Below are 17,946 nucleotides of genomic sequence, written 5' to 3' on the forward strand. Positions count from 1 at the left end.
TCTGATTTCTCGGCACAAAGCTTACTTTCTACTTCAACTTCCATGAGACGTTCACAGAGCCATTTGAGCATAGATTGCATCGGATCTTCCTCTGATATAAATTTCATTAGCATTTTTTCAAAAGATACGGTAGAATTTAGGTGAGCCATCATTTGTTCACTCCTTATTGGTTTGCTCGCTACTTACCTTTTCGGAGTTTTGATGGCTTTTTCCTTTTTTTTACTTTTGCGAACTTAATTGTACTCTATCATTGCCGGCAGCCCGTAAGGCTGCATATTGTTTGATCTTTTTGATGGGCATGCCGGTTGCTTTGAGGCGTTTGATGAAATCGATCCAAGCGAGGTCGGCCTCACGATATCGACGGCGGTTGTTGTTGTTTCGAGCAGGAAGAATCAGATTTTCCTGCTCGTAGTAACGTAGTGTGTGAATTCCCAGGCCGGTACGTTTTGAAAATTCTCCGATTGAATAATCCAAAAAAATCAGATCTCCTTTCTTGACGTAGAGTACGCTCTACATTGTATTATTTTAGTATACAGCACGAAAGGGGAGAATTCAAATGATAGAAAAATCAAAAGCTTATACCGTTATTACCGGCGCCAGTTCGGGAATTGGATATGAAACGGCCCGTGCATTTGCGGCCCGTGGCAAAAATCTGATTATCATTGCCCGGCGGCGGCATCGGCTGAAAATGCTGCAGGATGAACTATTGCGGCACCATCCTGATCTGAAGGTCGTTGTTCATGAAGCTGATATATCTGTTTTAGGACAGGCGCATCAGCTCTATGATGATCTGAAGCAATATCCGCTGGAAACCTGGGTCAATAATGCCGGTTTTGGAAATTATGCCAGCGTTGCACAGCAGGAGTTGGAGAAAATTACAACTATGGTGCATCTGAATATAGAAGCACTTACTATTTTATCGTCTCTATTTGTTCGTGAGTATTGTGATGTAGCAGGAACACAGCTTATTAACGTTTCCTCTGCGGGCGGCTATACAATTGTTCCGAATGCGGTTACATATTGTGCTGCAAAGTTTTATGTCAGTGCTTTTACGGAAGGGCTGGCTCATGAATTGCAAGAGGCACAGAAACCGATGCAAGCCAAGGTGCTGGCACCAGCAGCTACGCAAACGGAATTTGGCTGCGTAGCCAATGGTGTTTGCGAATATGATTATGATGTCTCCTTTAGTCGATATCATACGAGCCGGCAGATGGCCGGCTTCCTGCTGGAATTATATGACAGTGACCGGGTGGTGGGAGTTGTAGATCGGGAAACGTTTCAATTCAAGCTATGTGGACCTCTTTTTTCGTATGCCGGATCGTCGGCAAGTAACCAGCAGTTTATGGATAAGAATATAAAATAAAGAAAGATATACTTGTCTTATGCCCTTTACTTTCCATATAATGTATAGAGAAACATATTATTTTAGTCATGGAGGAAAACAGGAGGTTTATGTATGAGTGTAAAAAATGCTATACTTTGTTTGTTTGCAGCGGTGTGTATGCCTATGGCTGGATATGCTGCAACGGTGGAGACGGCGAGATCAGATATGAGTGTTCCTGCTGAAATAGCTGTTCTTTTGCCGGGGAATGCCTATGATAACGGTTTTATGGAAGCGGGCTATCGAGGGTACCAGCGTATTGCGCAGCACATTACAACGAATATTCAGTGCGTTTCTGATGTGTCGGCTACGTCTGATGCAGCGGTCCTGACGGCAGAACTGCAAAAATTGGCTCAGCAGGGGCCCAAGCTGATTATTGCTCATGGCGGACAGATGAATGAACCTGTTTCGATTGTCAGCAAGGAATTTTCTCAGATTCAGTTTGCTGTTATTCAAGGTAATGTCAAAGGTTTGAATGTGAGCAGCTATACTGTAGATCAGGAGCAATCCGCGTTTTTGGCAGGCGCGTTGGCCGGTTATATGACAAAGTCGGGTAAGGTAGGGCATATTTCCGGTGCTTGGCCTAAACCGGGGCTGCAAGCGCGTGCGGCATTCTATGATGGTTTGATGTACGCGAACCCGAAAGCGCAATTTTATTCTACCTTTACGGGGAACCTGGATGACAAGGCTATTAACGGAACTGCTGCCAAGGCGCAGATTCAAGCAGGCTGCGATATTATTTATACGATGCTGAATGGCGGTCGGGGCGGCGTTACGGATGTCATTTCCCAAACCAAGGGCAGCGTGAAGGAGATTGGCAATGTTATGGATTAGACAACACAGTCTCCTGTATTTATTGGTTCGGCCGTGGCAGATTCCAGTGAGGCCGTGTTTAGTGCGGCCCGGGATTATACGTCAGGAGTGTTTACAGATGGCCGTATTATTGAGATCGGATTGGAAAATCCGGCTATCGTCCGTCTGGCTGTATCAAAGGATGTTCCCGTTGCCGTTGTTGAAAAAATGACGGCACTGCAGAAAAAGGTGCTTTCCGGTGAAGTGACGATCCATATAGTGTATACTGGGCAGGAATTTGATCCTGTGCACAATATATTTGTCAGTCAGGAAGTCAAGAATCAAAAGAAAAAATAGATACAACATACTGCCGGACGCATATTGTGCGTGCCGGCAGTATGTTGTATTTTTGTATATTATTATAGCCAAGAAACATCGAGAGGAGCTCTGTCTGGTAGTCGCTGATAATGGTATTTGGGATATCCGACCATGACGGCACCGGTGATTTCTTTGTCTGACGGGAGTGAAAATATATTCAGCAAAGGCTGATAGTGATCCTGCATGCACATTTCTAAAAGCCCGGCCCAGCAGGTTCCCAGGCCCAGAGACGGAGCGTATAGTTCCAAATAGGCAAGGGAAAAAATTGTGTTTTCACGGCCGCGAGGCATGCCTTTGACTGTAACTGCCAATATAAGCTGCGGGGCATTTCGTAAAATAACATCTGTTCCGCTTTCTTCATAGATTTTGATATGTTTGGCAAAGCTGCGCTCAATCGCTGTATGCCCGCCAGATTGTAACTTCATCCAGTCAATAGTTCGTGCTGTTGCCTTTTTGAGAATGGATTTACTTCCTACGATGATATAGGACACGCCTTGTCTGTTTCCTGCGGTCGGAGCAAAGCGGGCTATATTGAGCAATTTCGATAGTTGCTGTTTAGGGACAGCTGGTTGCCGGTAATGGCGTATAGAGCGGCGGGATCGCAGCAGTTGAGCAGCAGCGGACGCATCAGGGAGCCTTTCTTTATCTATAGCAATTTGAGCAGGCAGGGGTGTCAGCGTATTGTTTAAAGCTGCTTGGGGACATACGGCAACACATTGTCCGCAGGCGATACAAAGATCTGGATATGTTTCCTGCGGCCCGTTTTCTCCCATGTTTAAAATGTTGGGACAGACTTCGATACAAAGTCCGCAGGCGGTACATTTTTTTTGATTTATGTGGATCAGACTCATCATTTGACTCCTTTTTGAATTGATGATAAATTAAGGCACGAGCGTGCTGGCTTGATGAATGAGAGTGCGCCCCATATCAAAGGCTTTTTGACAGTCCCTCGGAAATTCTTCCTTCCGTCTTGAAGCTTTTTCTGCTTCGTTGAAGCGTGGGGCTATATATCGGGAATAATCGGAAAATTGATACGTGTCCGTGACGTATAATGATGTTGCTGGGCCCAAAATTCGTTCAACGGTTTTTTCTGTCAAGGTCAGGTAGTCCTTATATCCTACTGCGGCAAGCGTTTGTTCGTCGACGTTCATCGTGTATATAAAGCCGACAGGAAGTTTTTTGGAGAATAATGTAGAATAGTTAGTATCATATACTGTATAGGGAAACAACAAGCGTTCGAGAAAGGATCGTGTTGCCCCTGTCACGTCGCCAAAGTATATGGGTGAGCCGATAAGGAGCGCATCTGCTTCTGCGATTTGTTTGAGAATGGGTGTAAGATCATCTTTCCAGGCGCAGTGCCCATAGCTTTTACCGCCTTTCAGTTTACAAGCGAAGCAGCTGGAGCATCCTTTGTAGTTGCAGCTATACAGCTGGACCCATTCTGTTTCAGCTCCCTGCATAGCGGCACCTTGCAGCGCGTGCTTTAAGAGTGTGGCTGTATTACAATTTTTTCTTGGGCTGCCGTTAACAGCTAGTATTTTCATAGTGTATTCCTCCTGATTTTGTTATAGACTTTTTGTAGGAACAGTGGTTGCCGGTAAAGCGCCCTTCTGTACAAACGCCATATATGTGCAAACAATGGCTTGCTTTTTCTTTTATCATTGTATATCATTTATATAAAAAGTGAAGTATGCACTTTTTAGGTAGATACTATATAAAAGGAGAGTATTTATGAGGTGGATACCCGAGGAATGCAGCTGTTCTGTGACGTATACGCTGGCTATCGTTGGCGGAAAGTGGAAATGGCTCATTCTTTACAAGCTATGGGATAATAAAATATTGCGTTATGGGGAACTGAAACGACATATTCCTCATATTACCCATAAGATGCTGAGCCAGCAGCTAAAGGAGCTGGAGGTAGCGCATTTGATTTTACGCAGGGAGTATCATCAGGTTCCCCCTAAGGTGGAATATTCTCTGACTGAAAAGGGCAGAACGCTTATTCCCATATTACAGCAAATGGCCGAATGGGGGGCGGCCAATAAGCCGGTTGTTGAGAAAAAATAAGGGGGCCGCAGATGAATTACAGAATGGTTTTATAGCGGAAACCATTTTATGGAGGTAATTTGATATGATTATCCGAAACTATAGATCATCGGATTGCCGGGAGATATTGGATATATTTTATCGTACGGTTCATACGATTAATGCTGCAGATTATACGCAATTACAATTGAATGCATGGGCTTCGGGACACGTAGATCGTTTAGCGTGGGATGCCGTATTATCAGCCCATGATACGGTAGTAGCTGTTGTAGGAGAACAGATTGTCGGGTTTGGTGATATGGACCCGACTGGATATTTTGACAGATTATTTGTGCATGAGTCTTATCAAAGATGCGGAATAGCTTCGGCTATATGTGATGAGCTGGAGAAACGCGTGAAGGCATCTGAAATTGTGACGTATGCTTCCATTACCGCGTTGCCTTTTTTTGTGGACCGGGGATATCGTGTTATTCGGGAACGGCAGGTCTGCCGGCGCGGTGTCATGTTGGTACAGTATGTATTGGAAAAGCAAATGCGATGATTACAGGATGGGTGGTATCAGAGCGAATTATGGATGAGTTACCAAGTATTCAACAGTTGGAAAATTTTATTTTATACGGGAAATATCGCAATTTTACAGCGGCGGCCAAAGCTGCCAATATTACGCAGTCTGCTTTCAGTTTTCAAATGAAAAAAATGGAGGAACTAGTCGGAGTCCAGTTGATTACCCGTTCCAACAGGGGCAGTGATCTGACGGAAGCCGGGGAGCAATTTCTTCAGCAGGTGACGGCGGTCATGCAGGAGCTGGAGCAAAGCTTGTATGACCTGCGAAGCCGGCATAGTGAAACAGTCACTGTTACGGTGGGCACCATGCTGTCTTTAGGAGATGTATTGATGAACCGGCATCTGGCATATTTTCAAAAATATCACAGAGAGATTGTACTTAGTGTGTATAATCTGGAGGCACGGCAGCTGTTGGAAGAACTGTCACAGGATCGTGTGGACATTATCTCTACATTTTATTTGCCGCAGATGGATATTACAGGCTATGAAAAGGTGTTAGTGTGTAAGGATGAGCTTGTATACTATGCTCCCCGTCTGGATATTTCAGGGACTCGTGTTACGGCAAAAGAGGCAGCTTCACAGCCATTGGCACAGTATTCGCCGCAGTATTTGATGAATCTCTATCTGGAACAATATTTTGCCGGTCAAACATCGACGGCGCTGCAAGTGCAGGCTTGGTTTTCTACACCGTATGCTATTATGCAGTATTGTCAGCAAAACCGTATTGGAGCGGTTCTGCCGCGGCGATTTTTACAGGCTATGGGAGTGGTGCATGGCTGGTATGAGCTGGACCCGCAGATACAAGTTCCCTGCTATCTGTTATATAAACGGCAGAATCCTAAATATGCTCAAATACAGATTTTTATTGAGTATATTCGTACTACATATCATCTTGATCCCGATAGTCTAACATGAATTAGATTTATGACAGGGATCGTATTTTTTCATTATACAAAGCCGTCTCCTGCGTATACAATAACACTATCACGTTGATAGGAGATGGGATTTGAGATGAAGGAACAGCAAACCTTATGGAATAAGGATTTCCTGCTTGATACAGGAATTAACTTCGTCGTGTATTTGATTTATTATTTACTGATGGTCATCATTGCGGTCGTTGCCAAAGATCAGCTGAATGCGTCTTTGAGCGAAGCCGGTCTGGCTTCTGGTATTTTTATTGTCGGTACATTACTGGCCCGTTTGCAGTGGGGCAAGAGCATTGAATTGTACGGACGTAAGAAATCGCTGTATGGCGGAATTTTATTTTATTTAGTCACGACCTTGATGTATTTTTATATTCCTAATTTAGCTTTTATGTATGGCGTCCGATTTTTAAATGGGATGGCATATGGTATTGTGTCGACAGCGACGAATACAATTATTGCCAGCTGTATTCCTGTGCAGAAACGGGGAGAAGGAATCAATTATTATGGCCTGAGTACAAGTTTGGCCGCTGCAATTGGGCCGTTTTTGGGAATGGTGTTGATGTTGCTGGTCAATTTCACAGACATTATTATCATGTGCGCAATTTTAGTCGTCTTGTGTGTTGGCGGCTGTATTCTTTTGCATGTCGATGAAATGGAACTGACCAATGAACAGCGCCAGCATATGAAGGACTATGCATTGGATAATTATGTGGAAAAAAGGGTATGGGTCATATCGGCCATCGGATTTCTTATGGGGTTTTCCTATTCCAGTGTACTTACCTTTTTAGCAGCGTACGCCCGGGAAATTCATCTGGTACAAGCCAGTACCTTCTTCTTCGTCGTATATGCGGTAGTTATTACGCTGACTCGTCCGGTAACGGGAATTATTTTTGACCGCAAGGGAGAAAATTATGTCTTATATCCCTGCTATATCTGTCTGGCGGTGGGGTTGTACTTGCTGAGCATTACTTCAACCGCGTTTGTTCTTTTGCTGGCAGGCGTATTTGTAGGTTTGGGATATGGGACGTTTATGTCCAATGGGCAGGCAGTCTGCATTAAGCTGACGCCGCCTCATCGGGTAAGTGTAGCCTTATCTACATATTTCGTAGCCTTGGATCTGGGCATTGGCGTTGGCCCGTATGTATTAGGGTGCTTGCAGACTGTATTATCTTTCGCCGATTTATATGTCGTGGCAGGAACAATTGCTGTCATTTGTTTTGTTTTATATTATGCCCTGTATGGGCGCAAAGCTTGGAAAATGGGACAACCTGTTATTTGTTCCAAGGGAAATTAGCGTGTCAAGTTATAATAAATAAAGGCTGCCGTAACGTGGGAAAGTTTTCCGATTACGGCAGCCTTATTGCTGCGCAGCTGTATAGAACTGCATGGGCAGGGAATATTGTCAATTAGTTAGAATATATTATATTATGCAGTAACGAATAGAGACAACTTATTTGAATAAGTAAGAGGTCATGGATAAGGAACCCATGACACAGCCTTCATTCCATACGGTAATAGCATCATCCTCTCTGACAGCGCCCAGAGCAACCAGAAGAGGATCAAAATGATCCGGCATCGGAATCGCTTTTTGGTAAGCTAGTCCACTGGATTGATAATTGGCTGCACCGGAAAAATCCCGATTTAAGATGCAGCTTTTGATGTATGTATCAAACTTTTCAGCCCAATCATAGCCATGAGACATATTCCAGCTTATGAGAGCTAAATTGTGTACAATATTGCCGCTGGCAAGAAGCATAATTCCTTCATCTCGCAGGAAAGATAGTTTTTGTCCTAATGCTAATTGTTCCTGTGGCGTTTTGTTGGCGTCAATGCTTAGCATGATAACCGGGATATCTGCCTCCGGATACATGTTTACCAGCACGGACCAGATACCGTGGTCGATGCCCCAGGTATTATCGATGGCAATTTCGCCGCCCAATGAGGCAAGAATTTCTTCTGCAATTTGAGGGCTGCCGGCAGGTTGATATTTGATTTGATATAGTTCATCAGGAAATCCATACATATCATAAATTTGTTCATTTTCCGCTGCCGTACGGATACGCTGCCCTTTTCGGAACCAATGTGCGGAAATCGCCGCAATGGCCTTGGGCTTTTTCAACTGCTGGCCCATAGTATGCCAAGCGTCTCGGTACGGGCTGTCTTCAATCGCATTCATTGGTGAGCCGTGGCCTACAAATAGCAGTGGCATTTTTGATATCATATAGGTACCCTCCTGTGGTGTGAATTTTTTTATCTATTTAAAGTATATACGGGTTTTCTGACGGACGCAATATAAAACGATAAGTAATATCAAGGGGCATATCTGATGTCCTTTGTGAATAGCCGGTTACATTATTGGGGTATGATCAAAAGAAAATATGAATGTGCAGTGGCGGTGATTTAGTTATGTATGATCTATGGGGAACACGGCAACGCTATTTTTCCATCGCCATTCCCAATTTTTAATATACAGATCGGCCAATTTTTTATTGCCTCGAATAATCAGGACATTTTCTGCATTTTTTTCTTCGGCTGTTTTAATAAAGTTAAATGATCCGGTAATGACTGTATTGTCGTCGATGATTATGATTTTATTATGAGCGGTATGAAACGATTCATCAAATTTGGTTGGGATATGATGTGCTGTAAAAAAATTGACGGAAGAATGCGTCGATGTTTTCTGGTTTTTGTCTAAAATGATGCGGACTTGGATGCCGCGGTTTTGCGCATCTGCTAATGCTTGCGCAATGGGCGCATAGGAAAACAGATATGCCTGTACACGTATATCTGTTTTTGCTTCGGTGATGGCATTAATGACTGTTTCAGCCGCACCGCCGTTGGGGCTGAAAGCAACCTCCATTGTTCCTGTTGCCGGGATCGTGTGCGGTGTATGGATAGCAGGTGGTAATACGGGTATGTCTGACGTTGCGGCATTCGTATTTATGTCATGTCCGGCAAAGCCTAGTGTTAATGTCAGCAGCAGCACGATTCTTTTTTTCAGCATAAGGGAAGCCTTCTTTGTTATGTATTTGCCAGTATATGATACCAATGGTTGCGAAGAGTCTAAGTAATGGATATTTAATAAAGTATAAGAAGCATTGGCATAGACTTTTTCTTATTATAATCCGTATCGTAAAATTATCAAATAAAAAATGTATTTTTTGATAATTTTTTGGATAGCATTCACTGACCGGGAAAGAGGATAAATATCTTGTGAATATTTTTTAGGTGTATCCGTGTATGGATAAAGCATAGCTGCTTTAAGTTGACAAAATAAAACTTTCATGTAATAATTGTTATTAATAAAGATAGGGCGCTATGTAGTGATATGATATTTTTATTTGTTGCAAAGGAGTTTGATGAGATGAATATAATTCAGCAATTATGTATAAAGTGTATGATGGCGGGAACCTTTTTAATTGGCATTTCCGGAGTGAGTGCGGCCATGGATGTACAGACTCTGGTGGATAATGCCAGTAGGTATCGAGTTGTAGAAACAGATGATAATCAAGTAGTTTTTGCTGATTTTGATTCTATTACATCTATGCAAACAAGAGATAATCCCAGTACTATTGAAAATGTAAAGGTTAAATTATATGTGGAAAACTATAAGGATTTTGATGCGACGAGTCCTTTAGATTGGCAGAATGGTACTTTCGTGGTGGGAATTGATGAATATGATGGTTATATTGCAGTAAATAAGAACACTAAAAAGGTTAATATGACAAGGACGTTGAAATCACAATATACTGGCACAATGCCGGCTAACAATAAAAATACCAAAGATTGCTATTATGATTTTGATGCTGAGGCAATCTACAGAAATATAAAGAATTATGAATTACGAACGGCGAATAAAGCTGGAGATTTCTATTTAAGTGATGGATACAGCAAAGTAGAGCCGCTGTTGCAAGCAGCAAATAAAGAGCCATTGGTAGGTGCAGATGTTAATTTTTACGTAAAGCGGGATACTGTAACAGTATTGAAACAAACAGGGGAAACCGCAACTGCTGCTGCGGAACTTATTAGTACAATTTCTCCTACAGTAGCTCCGCAATATGCGCATACCGATCGATATAAAATGAAGGCTATAGTGACGTACAACACGGTCAGCGGCATCGTTTCATCGATCAAATTACAGAACTTTCATTTTATAAATAGCCGTGGAGGCGTACAGGAAAAAGATGCAGTGGCTATAAATTCAGCAAAAAAGCGTTTTTTGTATGATCTGCAGACGCAAGGATATCAGGAAGGCGTAGTATCTTTGATCCGGAAATATATTTCTAAATGATAAAGATAGCCTGGTGTGTTATAAATACAAGGCAGCTCTTGACTAGTATATGTAAAAGTGATATCAATAAAGCAAGGACCGCAGATGCGGTTAAAATTCACAATACAACGGGAGGATGATATATATTATGATTAATAAAAAATTAGTAAAAATGCTTGATGAACAAGTGAATAAGGAATGGTTTTCTGCATATTTGTATTTGGACATTTATAATTATTATGCCAGTGAAAATCTTGATGGATTTGCCAATTGGTTCAATATTCAAACGCAGGAAGAACGAGACCATGCATTGTTGTTTATGCAATATCTCTGGAATAATGGGATTAAAATTAAGTTGAAGGAAATCAAGGCTCCCGATACGGATTTCAAAGATTTTCGGGAACCATTGCAGGAAGCGTTTGAACACGAACAATTTATTACGCAGTCTATCAATGAAATCTACGCAGAAGCATTTGAACAAAAAGATTTTCGGACGATGCAATTTTTGGATTGGTTTGTAAAAGAACAGGGAGAGGAAGAAAAAAATACGGAGGCAGTCATTAAAAAGTTTGATTTGTTCGGCAAGGATCCTAAAGGATTGTATTTGCTGGATACTGAATTGGCATCCCGTGTTTATACGGCGCCGACGCTGACGTTATAGGAAGAGGATACAAGTTCTGAAGAGGTAGAGGCTAGATTTTATCTCTTCAGAATTTTTTTGCATGTATGAGATTAAAATATTTCATTATGAAATATTTTAATCTAAGCTGTACTTGACGTGAGTTAACTCTAAATTGTACAATGTAATACATGAATGCATATATAAAAGGAAGATATACCAGAAAAATTGATATGCTCCACGGATCGCTGTGGGATAAAATTCTTATTGTGGCATTGCCTTTTGCTTTGACCGGTATTATGCAGCAGCTGTTTATGGCAGCTGATATTGCTATGCTGGGGCAATTGGTTGGCAAGGAGGCGATGGCGGCTGTCGGCAGTAACAGCTCGATCATTGCGACAACATTAAGCTTATTTATTGGGATATCGTTGGGAGCAAATGTTGTTATAGCTGGATTTATCGGACAAAGAAATGAAAAGGGCGTTCATGATGCCGTTCATACGGCAGTGTTGGTCGCCCTGATATGTGGTCTGGTCATGACTGTCATTGGTGAACTTATTACGCGCCCTTTACTGGTCGCACTGGCAGTTCCTGCGGAATTATTGGATATGGCGGTTATGTATCTGCGGATCTACTTGTTAGGAATGCCGGTTATTCTTTTATATAACTTTGAGTCATCTATTTTCAGAAGTCAGGGAGATACACGGACTCCTTTGATTTGTCTTGTCATATCCGGGCTGGTAAAAGTGGTATTGAATTTGGCGTTTATTCTCCAACTGGGAATGACTGTTGATGGTGTTGCCACAGGAACTGTTATTGCCAATCTGATTAGCTCAAGCTTGCTTTTTTATTTTTTACGACGCAGTAAATCCACCATTGCCGTTCATATGCAGGATTTTCGCATTGATAAAAAAATATTGAAACGGATGCTCCAGATTGGAGTACCCGCAGGATTGCAGGGAATGGTTTTTTCATTGTCCAATATTTGTATTCAATCGGCTATTAACAGCTTGGGTGCCGATGTGATGGCCGCATCGGCAGCGGCCTTTAATATTGAAATTTTTGCTTATTTTATTATTAATGCCTTCGGGCAGGTTTGCACTACCTTTACGAGTCAAAATTATGGTGCACGGCAGCTGGAGCGATGCAGGCAGGTTATGAAAATATCTATGATTCAGGATCTGTTGTTTTCTGCTGCGATCTGCGGGCTTCTTGTCTGGTTTGGCATACCTCTTTTACATCTTTTCAATACGGATGGAGCTGTTGTAGCGCTGGGGTTTATTCGTCTGAAATATGTTGCCGGGCTGGAAGTGATTAATACGGTTATTGAAATTATTTCAGGCTCTATGCGTGGGTATGGCAATTCACTTATTCCTGCTGTTATCACATTTTTTGGTATTTGCGGTACCCGTATTACTTGGGTATATACGATATTTCAGACTCAGATGGACTTTGAAATACTGATGATAGTGTTTCCTGTCAGCTGGATTGTGACAGCCGCAGCTATATGCGTGGCATATAAGATATTTATGAAACAGCTTAACAGCGATATGCCGTAACGAGTGCGGATACGGAAATTTACGGTACGATAGAGTACCGGCAAGACATAGATCAGGTATAGCTTTATATAAAAAATGCACGTCTGTCTTCTGGTAATGAAGACGGGACGTGTATTTTTAACTGTAAGACAACCGTTTTAACAGTTGCAGTTATCTTGCGTTATGGGAGTTGTTGATAAAAAGGCAGAAGGATTACGGCATGTGAACTCTTTGAAGATATGGTTGAAATGAGCCTGATCGTAAAATCCCAATGCACCTGCTAAATCGGTTATGGTATGAATATTGCCATATTTCAGCAAATAGATCGCCTGCTGTATGCGAGATACATTGAGAAAAAATTTGATGGAAATTCCCGTATTATCCTTGAATATTCGTCGGATCTGCCGTTGGCTGTAACCACTGTCTTTTATCATATCAATAACCTTGATGTCAAAATTTTTTTTCTGTATTTTCTGTATCATATGGTTGATTAAAGGGTGCATTTGGTAATCAGAGGTATTATAGAAGAATGATTGGTTGAATCGATCAATACGTTCTTCAAATGTAGCTGCTGCATGCAGTGAACGTAATATAGTGTCAAATGGATGCAGATGGGTAATTTCATAGTTGGAATCAATAATTTCATGGAGTGCGTGTTTGAAATACATAGGTGCAACCATGGGTTGGAAGCGGATGCCGAAGCACCGGGAGGTAATCGGAATTTTTAATTCTCTTCCGCGCAGAGAAGTTCCGGCAATATAGGTCAAATTTTCGTCGTAGAAAAAATGGAGTTCATAACAGCAGTCGGGAATTGTCATGATGGTTTTTTGTTTGGGATTGCTGATTTCAAAATACGATTCGATATACGGGTATATTGATGGTACTTCGTGATAAGTGACATCGTTGCCAAAATAATATGTTTGCCTGAACATGGAAATCCCTCCCTGGCAGATTGCATCACCCTGTGTATAAAATTGCCCATCTTTGCCCGGATCACAGATACTGCATGTGATAAAATGACATATAATAAATATATATTAATATAGAAATAAAAAAATGTAAATATATTAATGCAAATAATTTAAAATATAACATAAAGTCCCATTTTTACAATTTATTCAAATATGAAAATGATATAATTTAATCAGATGGAAAAGGAGGAAATATTATATGAAATTTGACGATTATAAAGAATATTTAAGCCCAGCACTGGCCAAAGCAACTGATTTAATTGTTGAAAAAGGACAGGGATGCTATATTACGACAGTGGATGGAGAACGGTATTTAGATTTTGTACAAGGGATTGCTGTCAATGCATTGGGGCATTGTTATCCTCCTGTCGTAGAAGCAATCAAAGAACAATGTGGAAAATTAATTGACGGGTCTTTCAATGTGATGAATTTTCCGACGACTTTGATGTTAGCAAAAAAGCTGGCTGCCGTGACACCGGGACGTTTAAATTCCGTCTTTTTTTCTAATGGCGGTGCAGAATCGACGGATGGTGCGATTAAACTGGCTAGGGCTTATACGGGTCGGACCGGCATTATTGCATTTAAAGGTTCCTTTCATGGTCGGACGATGGGAGCTGTATCCGTTACCGGGTCCAATTCCAAATATCGCAAGTATTGTGAGCCCATGATGGGCGGTGTTTATTTTACTCCCTATCCTAGCCGGGATTTATGTCCTGACCGATATAATGAAGAGCAGCGGGGGGCATTTTGCCTGAAGGAGTTGGAAAATACTTTGAAATATCTGGCAGCACCGGAAACTGTTGCGGCTGTACTCATGGAACCCATACAGGGGGAGGGCGGATATGTGGTACCTGCGAAATCATTTGTGAAAGGTGTCCATGATATTTGTACAAAGTATGGCATCTTACTGATTTTTGATGAAATTCAATCCGGTTACGGACGTACAGGGAAAATGTTTGCAGGAGAAAATTTCGATATCATTCCTGATATTATGACTATCGGTAAAGCTATTGCCGGCGGACTGCCTATGAGTGCCGTCGTTTCTACTCCGGAAATTATGGAAGAATGGCATGCCGGCATGCATGGAACGACGTTCGGCGGCAATCCGGTGTGTGCTGCAGCGGGCTGTGAGGTATTGCGTCAGTTTGAAGCGCTTCATATATTAGAGCATGTCAGGGAAGCGGGGGCCTATCTCCAGAACCGACTCATGGAATTGAAAGAAAAATATCCGATCATATATGATGTACGAGGACTGGGGCTGATGCTGGCTTGCGAGTTCAGTTATGCTGATGGGACTCCTGCAGGAGATATCTGCCGTGCCGTACAGCGCATATGTTTGGAAAATCATATGCTGACGTTGTCCTGTGGTGTTGAAGGAAATGGTATCCGTTTTGCCGCGCCGCTGAACGTGACTATTGATACACTGGATGAAGGGCTACGTATATTTGAAAAAGCGGTTGCAGCAGTGCAACCTGTGTTATAAATAGTATTGTGTTGCTGACAGGTATCCAGCGTTTTCTTTTATCGTGTCTAGCTGAATTTTATATAATATAAATTATTAAATAAAAACGCAACTTAATTTCTTTTATTCTTCGGATACATATGGTATACTACCTCTAATAAAAGGAAAAGGTGGTGTATGCCATGAGTGCTACAAAGGATATGATTTTGGAGGCGTTTCAGTTTAGACATGCGTGCAAAAAATTTGATCCGTCGAAACAGGTATCTGACGAAGATATACGAACTATTTTAGAAGTCGGGCGGTTGTCTCCCAGTTCGTTTGGATTTGAGCCATGGAAATTTTTGATTGTCCAAAATACGGCGTTGAAGAAAAAACTGTATCCTGTCGCATGGGGTGCACAGAATAGTATTGACGGTGCCAGTCATTTACTGATTATTCTGGCCAGAAGAAAAGTAGATATGATATATAGTTCACCTTATATTATGCGAATGCTGAAGGATATACACCATATTCCCGATGCGATGGCGGAGACACGGCGCAAGGGATATGAAAATTTTCAGATCCATGATTTTGAATTACTGGAAAGTGATCGGGCTATGTTTGACTGGGCGTGCAAGCAAACCTACATTGCATTAGGAAATATGCTTACGACAGCGGCCTTGCTGGGGATTGATTCGTGCCCTATCGAAGGATTTAATCGAAGAGCGGTAGACGAATTACTCGGGCAGGAACAACTTATCGATTTAGATCATTTTGGAGTATCAGTGATGGCTGGGTTTGGCTATCGGAGTAAAAATCCAAGAGGCAAAACAAGACAAGCAATGGATGATACTGTGCAATGGATTAAATAATGCAGAATAACAACTTCAAGATATACGAAAGCCTTGATGGTGTGAATATATTACGCCATCAAGGCTTTTGTATTAAATGTGAGGTATGACTGATAACATAAAAAATATGTAAACGTAATGACTCAACACTAAAAAAATATCAGCATAGGAAGACGATATTGCGCATTGTCATATAATTCAATCAAATATGGAGATGATGATCTGAGGCGTAGTTGCAAGAGGTGCTACCAAGGGACTTGACGTATCACACCTGAACGTATGCAGTGCTGAGACGGAATCATGGTCTGTTATCTGGTTGCTGAATAATCGGGAGATACCGTCTGTATAGATACTTCCTGTTACTTTATACGCCATTCGACTATCTCGTCCATGTTTTTTCGGGGTCTGGCAGCGGGAGACTCGTTAGCATACCCTAATGCCATTGCTGCAGTCAATTCTCCTCTTAGATTGAGCCATTGCTGTAATTCGTCATAAGCAAAATAGGTGTCACAAATCCACAAGCTTCCCAAACCTAAATCAGATGCTGTTAATGTCATATTTTCCATCGCGGCACCGATCGATTGGGCATTGCAGATTTCATAGATACGGTCTTCTGAATGGAGTGGGTGCCGAATATCTATACCCAGGGAGTTGACGACAAGAATGACCACAGGTGCCTGCTCCATGATTTGTAAAGTACGCAGAGCACCTGATTGATGCTGGGTGCTTTCAGCAAGAAAGGGATGTTCTTTTTCCCGCAGCAATCCATTTCTCATAGCCAGAAGCATATCATTTTTTGCTGGTCCAGCGGTTACAATAAAGAACCAGGGCTGCCTGTTTTTTGAGGATGGGGCCAGCATTCCCGCCTGTATAATTTTCTCGATAAGATGTTTGGGGACTGGTTGATTTTGATAGCGTCTGATACTGCGTCTGTTTGTTATAGCGGATAACATATATACAGCTCCTTCTGATTTTAAATTAGTATGCAGCCATGATGTATTCTCATGATGCTTGGTATCTACATGCATATTATACTGCATCAGGGAGGCTTTTTCAGTAATTAGTGTCAAATTACTTATGAAAGAAATGTGGGTATATAGCTACAGATGCTTGCGAACAGACTTGCGTTTTTATGGGGTAAAATCAGGAGTAATAAGTATGTTTGTTGCTTGATTTTTAGACTTGTCATACTGTTAATGCGGCGAGATACTGGGGTATAATAGAATAAAAAAGGGAGGAATTGATATAATGAATTTGACAGTTTTTTGTGGGGCCAGCAGTGGAAAGGACCATATATATGGACAAACGGCTGCTGCGTTGGGTACATGGATGGCAGGGCGTAATATTACGCTGGTATATGGTGGTGGGCAGACAGGAATTATGGGTATACTCGCTGATGCAGTATTGTCTGGCGGTGGAACCGTTGTCGGAATTATTCCCGATTTTTTAAAGACCAAAGAAGAGACTCATACAGGACTTACACAACTGATCACGGTCCATACGATGGCCGAACGAAAACGACAGCTGATGGAAGAAGGTGATGCCTGCCTGGCAATGCCCGGCGGGCCGGGTACTCTGGAGGAAATCGCAGAAGCCGTTTCTTCAGTCCGTTTGGGACAGTTCAATAAACCGTGTATATTTTATAATATTCACGGATACTATGATCCTCTTGAAGAGATGTTTGATCGTATGGTAGGAACCGGTTTTTTAAATCATAGGGGGCGTGAAAAGGCAATATTTGTACAATCTATTGCTGAAATAGAACATATCATTTTTTAGATGATATATTGATAAGAGAAACGTAGTATCCTTATAGCAAATTAAGTTAAAAATTTATAAGAAGTATGAAAAAAAGTATTGAAGCGCAGAGATCAGGAAGGCTGAGACTTCCTGGAATTATTTTTAAAATTAAGAATAAGTATGATTGTCAAAGCAAAAATTGCAAAAAAAGAGATGGGATCCAGAAAAATTGGATCCCATCTTTTTTTTGATAGGACTATTGTGGAACTGCCTTTTTTTAACATAAAAAAAACTAGTGAAAATTATAACTAAATATCATCATTGCCAAATAAATTATATGAAAGAAACATACTACTGCAATTTTATTGACTTTACGAGATAAAAAAGAGATAATAAATACAAAATAATACGTATATAAGAAACAATACG

The 17,946-nt window shown here is 41.6% G+C and carries 20 protein-coding genes and 1 pseudogene; 13 read left to right on the forward strand and 8 right to left on the reverse strand.

Annotation, left to right across the window (positions count from 1 at the left end; all coding sequences use genetic code 11):
* Positions 1–149, reverse strand: a pseudogene (locus tag AB840_RS16815) (IS256 family transposase); the annotation flags it as partial.
* A 70-nt stretch (positions 150–219) separates the two neighbouring features.
* Positions 220–474, reverse strand: coding sequence for a MerR family transcriptional regulator (locus AB840_RS13220; RefSeq protein WP_078791660.1), 255 nt, complete (start codon positions 472–474; stop codon positions 220–222).
* 82 nt (positions 475–556) lie between these two features.
* On the opposite strand from AB840_RS13220, the gene AB840_RS13225 reads away from it, so the two are divergent.
* The 3 genes from AB840_RS13225 to AB840_RS13235 all read left to right on the forward strand — a co-directional run bounded on the left by AB840_RS13225 (position 557) and on the right by AB840_RS13235 (position 2,530).
* Positions 557–1,363: an SDR family NAD(P)-dependent oxidoreductase gene (locus AB840_RS13225; RefSeq protein WP_048515320.1), complete on the forward strand. Its 807-nt coding sequence runs from the start codon at positions 557–559 to the stop codon at positions 1,361–1,363.
* A 93-nt stretch (positions 1,364–1,456) separates the two neighbouring features.
* On the forward strand, positions 1,457–2,215 hold the full coding sequence (locus AB840_RS13230) for a BMP family protein (protein WP_048515321.1): 759 nt from the start codon (positions 1,457–1,459) through the stop codon (positions 2,213–2,215).
* A 33-nt stretch (positions 2,216–2,248) separates the two neighbouring features.
* Positions 2,249–2,530, forward strand: coding sequence for a hypothetical protein (locus AB840_RS13235; RefSeq protein WP_143742691.1), 282 nt, complete (start codon positions 2,249–2,251; stop codon positions 2,528–2,530).
* A gap of 62 nt (positions 2,531–2,592) precedes the next feature.
* On the opposite strand, the gene AB840_RS13240 is transcribed toward AB840_RS13235, so the two are convergent.
* Together AB840_RS13240 and AB840_RS13245 are read right to left on the reverse strand one after the other, a co-directional pair.
* Complete coding sequence (locus tag AB840_RS13240; RefSeq protein WP_200809884.1) at positions 2,593–3,405, reverse strand: nitroreductase family protein; 813 nt, start codon at positions 3,403–3,405, stop codon at positions 2,593–2,595.
* A 27-nt stretch (positions 3,406–3,432) separates the two neighbouring features.
* Complete coding sequence (locus AB840_RS13245; RefSeq protein ID WP_048515324.1) at positions 3,433–4,095, reverse strand: flavodoxin family protein; 663 nt, start codon at positions 4,093–4,095, stop codon at positions 3,433–3,435.
* A gap of 187 nt (positions 4,096–4,282) precedes the next feature.
* On the opposite strand from AB840_RS13245, the gene AB840_RS13250 reads away from it, so the two are divergent.
* The 4 genes from AB840_RS13250 to AB840_RS13265 all read left to right on the forward strand — a co-directional run bounded on the left by AB840_RS13250 (position 4,283) and on the right by AB840_RS13265 (position 7,381).
* Positions 4,283–4,618: a winged helix-turn-helix transcriptional regulator gene (locus AB840_RS13250; protein WP_048515325.1), complete on the forward strand. Its 336-nt coding sequence runs from the start codon at positions 4,283–4,285 to the stop codon at positions 4,616–4,618.
* A 64-nt stretch (positions 4,619–4,682) separates the two neighbouring features.
* On the forward strand, positions 4,683–5,138 hold the full coding sequence (locus tag AB840_RS13255) for a GNAT family N-acetyltransferase (RefSeq protein ID WP_048515326.1): 456 nt from the start codon (positions 4,683–4,685) through the stop codon (positions 5,136–5,138).
* A 29-nt stretch (positions 5,139–5,167) separates the two neighbouring features.
* Positions 5,168–6,076, forward strand: a complete 909-nt coding sequence (locus AB840_RS13260; RefSeq protein ID WP_048515336.1) for a LysR family transcriptional regulator — start codon at positions 5,168–5,170, stop codon at positions 6,074–6,076.
* Between the two features lie 96 nt (positions 6,077–6,172).
* Positions 6,173–7,381: an MFS transporter gene (locus tag AB840_RS13265; protein ID WP_048515327.1), complete on the forward strand. Its 1,209-nt coding sequence runs from the start codon at positions 6,173–6,175 to the stop codon at positions 7,379–7,381.
* A gap of 156 nt (positions 7,382–7,537) precedes the next feature.
* On the opposite strand, the gene ygiD is transcribed toward AB840_RS13265, so the two are convergent.
* Positions 7,538–8,308, reverse strand: coding sequence for a 4,5-DOPA-extradiol-dioxygenase (gene ygiD / locus AB840_RS13270; RefSeq protein WP_048515328.1), 771 nt, complete (start codon positions 8,306–8,308; stop codon positions 7,538–7,540).
* 183 nt (positions 8,309–8,491) lie between these two features.
* Positions 8,492–9,091: a phospholipase D family nuclease gene (locus AB840_RS13275; RefSeq protein WP_053078193.1), complete on the reverse strand. Its 600-nt coding sequence runs from the start codon at positions 9,089–9,091 to the stop codon at positions 8,492–8,494.
* 360 nt (positions 9,092–9,451) lie between these two features.
* Between AB840_RS13275 and AB840_RS13280 the strand changes: the two genes are divergently transcribed.
* From AB840_RS13280 to AB840_RS13290, 3 genes are all read left to right on the forward strand, one after another.
* Positions 9,452–10,378, forward strand: a complete 927-nt coding sequence (locus AB840_RS13280; RefSeq protein ID WP_048515329.1) for a hypothetical protein — start codon at positions 9,452–9,454, stop codon at positions 10,376–10,378.
* 127 nt (positions 10,379–10,505) lie between these two features.
* The gene (locus AB840_RS13285) at positions 10,506–11,018 is read left to right on the forward strand and encodes a ferritin (protein ID WP_048515330.1); all 513 of its coding nucleotides are present in this window, start codon (positions 10,506–10,508) and stop codon (positions 11,016–11,018) included.
* 149 nt (positions 11,019–11,167) lie between these two features.
* Positions 11,168–12,535: an MATE family efflux transporter gene (locus AB840_RS13290; RefSeq protein WP_048515331.1), complete on the forward strand. Its 1,368-nt coding sequence runs from the start codon at positions 11,168–11,170 to the stop codon at positions 12,533–12,535.
* A gap of 137 nt (positions 12,536–12,672) precedes the next feature.
* Here AB840_RS13290 and AB840_RS13295 read toward each other — a convergent pair whose 3' ends face one another.
* Positions 12,673–13,446 (reverse strand): AraC family transcriptional regulator, encoded by a 774-nt coding sequence (locus AB840_RS13295; protein WP_048515332.1) that lies wholly within the window; start codon positions 13,444–13,446, stop codon positions 12,673–12,675.
* Positions 13,447–13,684: 238 nt separating this feature from the next.
* Here AB840_RS13295 and AB840_RS13300 point away from each other — a divergent pair, with 238 nt between their 5' ends.
* A complete protein-coding gene (locus AB840_RS13300) occupies positions 13,685–14,968 on the forward strand; it encodes an aspartate aminotransferase family protein (protein WP_048515333.1) in 1,284 nt (427 codons plus the stop codon).
* 161 nt (positions 14,969–15,129) lie between these two features.
* A complete protein-coding gene (locus AB840_RS13305) occupies positions 15,130–15,798 on the forward strand; it encodes an NAD(P)H-dependent oxidoreductase (protein WP_048515334.1) in 669 nt (222 codons plus the stop codon).
* Positions 15,799–16,136: 338 nt separating this feature from the next.
* Here the strand turns inward: AB840_RS13305 and AB840_RS13310 are convergent, their stop codons facing one another.
* Positions 16,137–16,730, reverse strand: coding sequence for a nitroreductase family protein (locus AB840_RS13310; protein ID WP_048515338.1), 594 nt, complete (start codon positions 16,728–16,730; stop codon positions 16,137–16,139).
* A 295-nt stretch (positions 16,731–17,025) separates the two neighbouring features.
* Between AB840_RS13310 and AB840_RS13315 the strand changes: the two genes are divergently transcribed.
* On the forward strand, positions 17,026–17,556 hold the full coding sequence (locus AB840_RS13315) for an LOG family protein (RefSeq protein WP_048515335.1): 531 nt from the start codon (positions 17,026–17,028) through the stop codon (positions 17,554–17,556).
* Positions 17,557–17,946: the final 390 nt, after the last annotated feature.

Source organism: Megasphaera cerevisiae DSM 20462, from assembly GCF_001045675.1.
Classification (GTDB): domain Bacteria; phylum Bacillota; class Negativicutes; order Veillonellales; family Megasphaeraceae; genus Megasphaera; species Megasphaera cerevisiae.

Bases quoted from the DNA above. Each gene is read 5' to 3' on its own strand.
- AB840_RS13225 (WP_048515320.1), top strand. From the start codon at position 557: ATGATAGAAAAATCAAAAGCTTATACCGTTATTACCGGCGCCAGTTCG.
- AB840_RS13230 (WP_048515321.1), top strand. From the start codon at position 1,457: ATGAGTGTAAAAAATGCTATACTTTGTTTGTTTGCAGCGGTGTGTATG.
- AB840_RS13240 (WP_200809884.1), bottom strand. From the start codon at position 3,405: ATGATGAGTCTGATCCACATAAATCAAAAAAAATGTACCGCCTGCGGA.
- AB840_RS13245 (WP_048515324.1), bottom strand. From the start codon at position 4,095: ATGAAAATACTAGCTGTTAACGGCAGCCCAAGAAAAAATTGTAATACA.
- AB840_RS13250 (WP_048515325.1), top strand. From the start codon at position 4,283: ATGAGGTGGATACCCGAGGAATGCAGCTGTTCTGTGACGTATACGCTG.
- AB840_RS13255 (WP_048515326.1), top strand. From the start codon at position 4,683: ATGATTATCCGAAACTATAGATCATCGGATTGCCGGGAGATATTGGAT.
- AB840_RS13260 (WP_048515336.1), top strand. From the start codon at position 5,168: ATGGATGAGTTACCAAGTATTCAACAGTTGGAAAATTTTATTTTATAC.
- AB840_RS13265 (WP_048515327.1), top strand. From the start codon at position 6,173: ATGAAGGAACAGCAAACCTTATGGAATAAGGATTTCCTGCTTGATACA.
- ygiD (WP_048515328.1), bottom strand. From the start codon at position 8,308: ATGATATCAAAAATGCCACTGCTATTTGTAGGCCACGGCTCACCAATG.
- AB840_RS13275 (WP_053078193.1), bottom strand. From the start codon at position 9,091: ATGCTGAAAAAAAGAATCGTGCTGCTGCTGACATTAACACTAGGCTTT.
- AB840_RS13280 (WP_048515329.1), top strand. From the start codon at position 9,452: ATGAATATAATTCAGCAATTATGTATAAAGTGTATGATGGCGGGAACC.
- AB840_RS13285 (WP_048515330.1), top strand. From the start codon at position 10,506: ATGATTAATAAAAAATTAGTAAAAATGCTTGATGAACAAGTGAATAAG.
- AB840_RS13290 (WP_048515331.1), top strand. From the start codon at position 11,168: ATGAATGCATATATAAAAGGAAGATATACCAGAAAAATTGATATGCTC.
- AB840_RS13295 (WP_048515332.1), bottom strand. From the start codon at position 13,446: ATGTTCAGGCAAACATATTATTTTGGCAACGATGTCACTTATCACGAA.
- AB840_RS13300 (WP_048515333.1), top strand. From the start codon at position 13,685: ATGAAATTTGACGATTATAAAGAATATTTAAGCCCAGCACTGGCCAAA.
- AB840_RS13305 (WP_048515334.1), top strand. From the start codon at position 15,130: ATGAGTGCTACAAAGGATATGATTTTGGAGGCGTTTCAGTTTAGACAT.
- AB840_RS13310 (WP_048515338.1), bottom strand. From the start codon at position 16,730: ATGTTATCCGCTATAACAAACAGACGCAGTATCAGACGCTATCAAAAT.
- AB840_RS13315 (WP_048515335.1), top strand. From the start codon at position 17,026: ATGAATTTGACAGTTTTTTGTGGGGCCAGCAGTGGAAAGGACCATATA.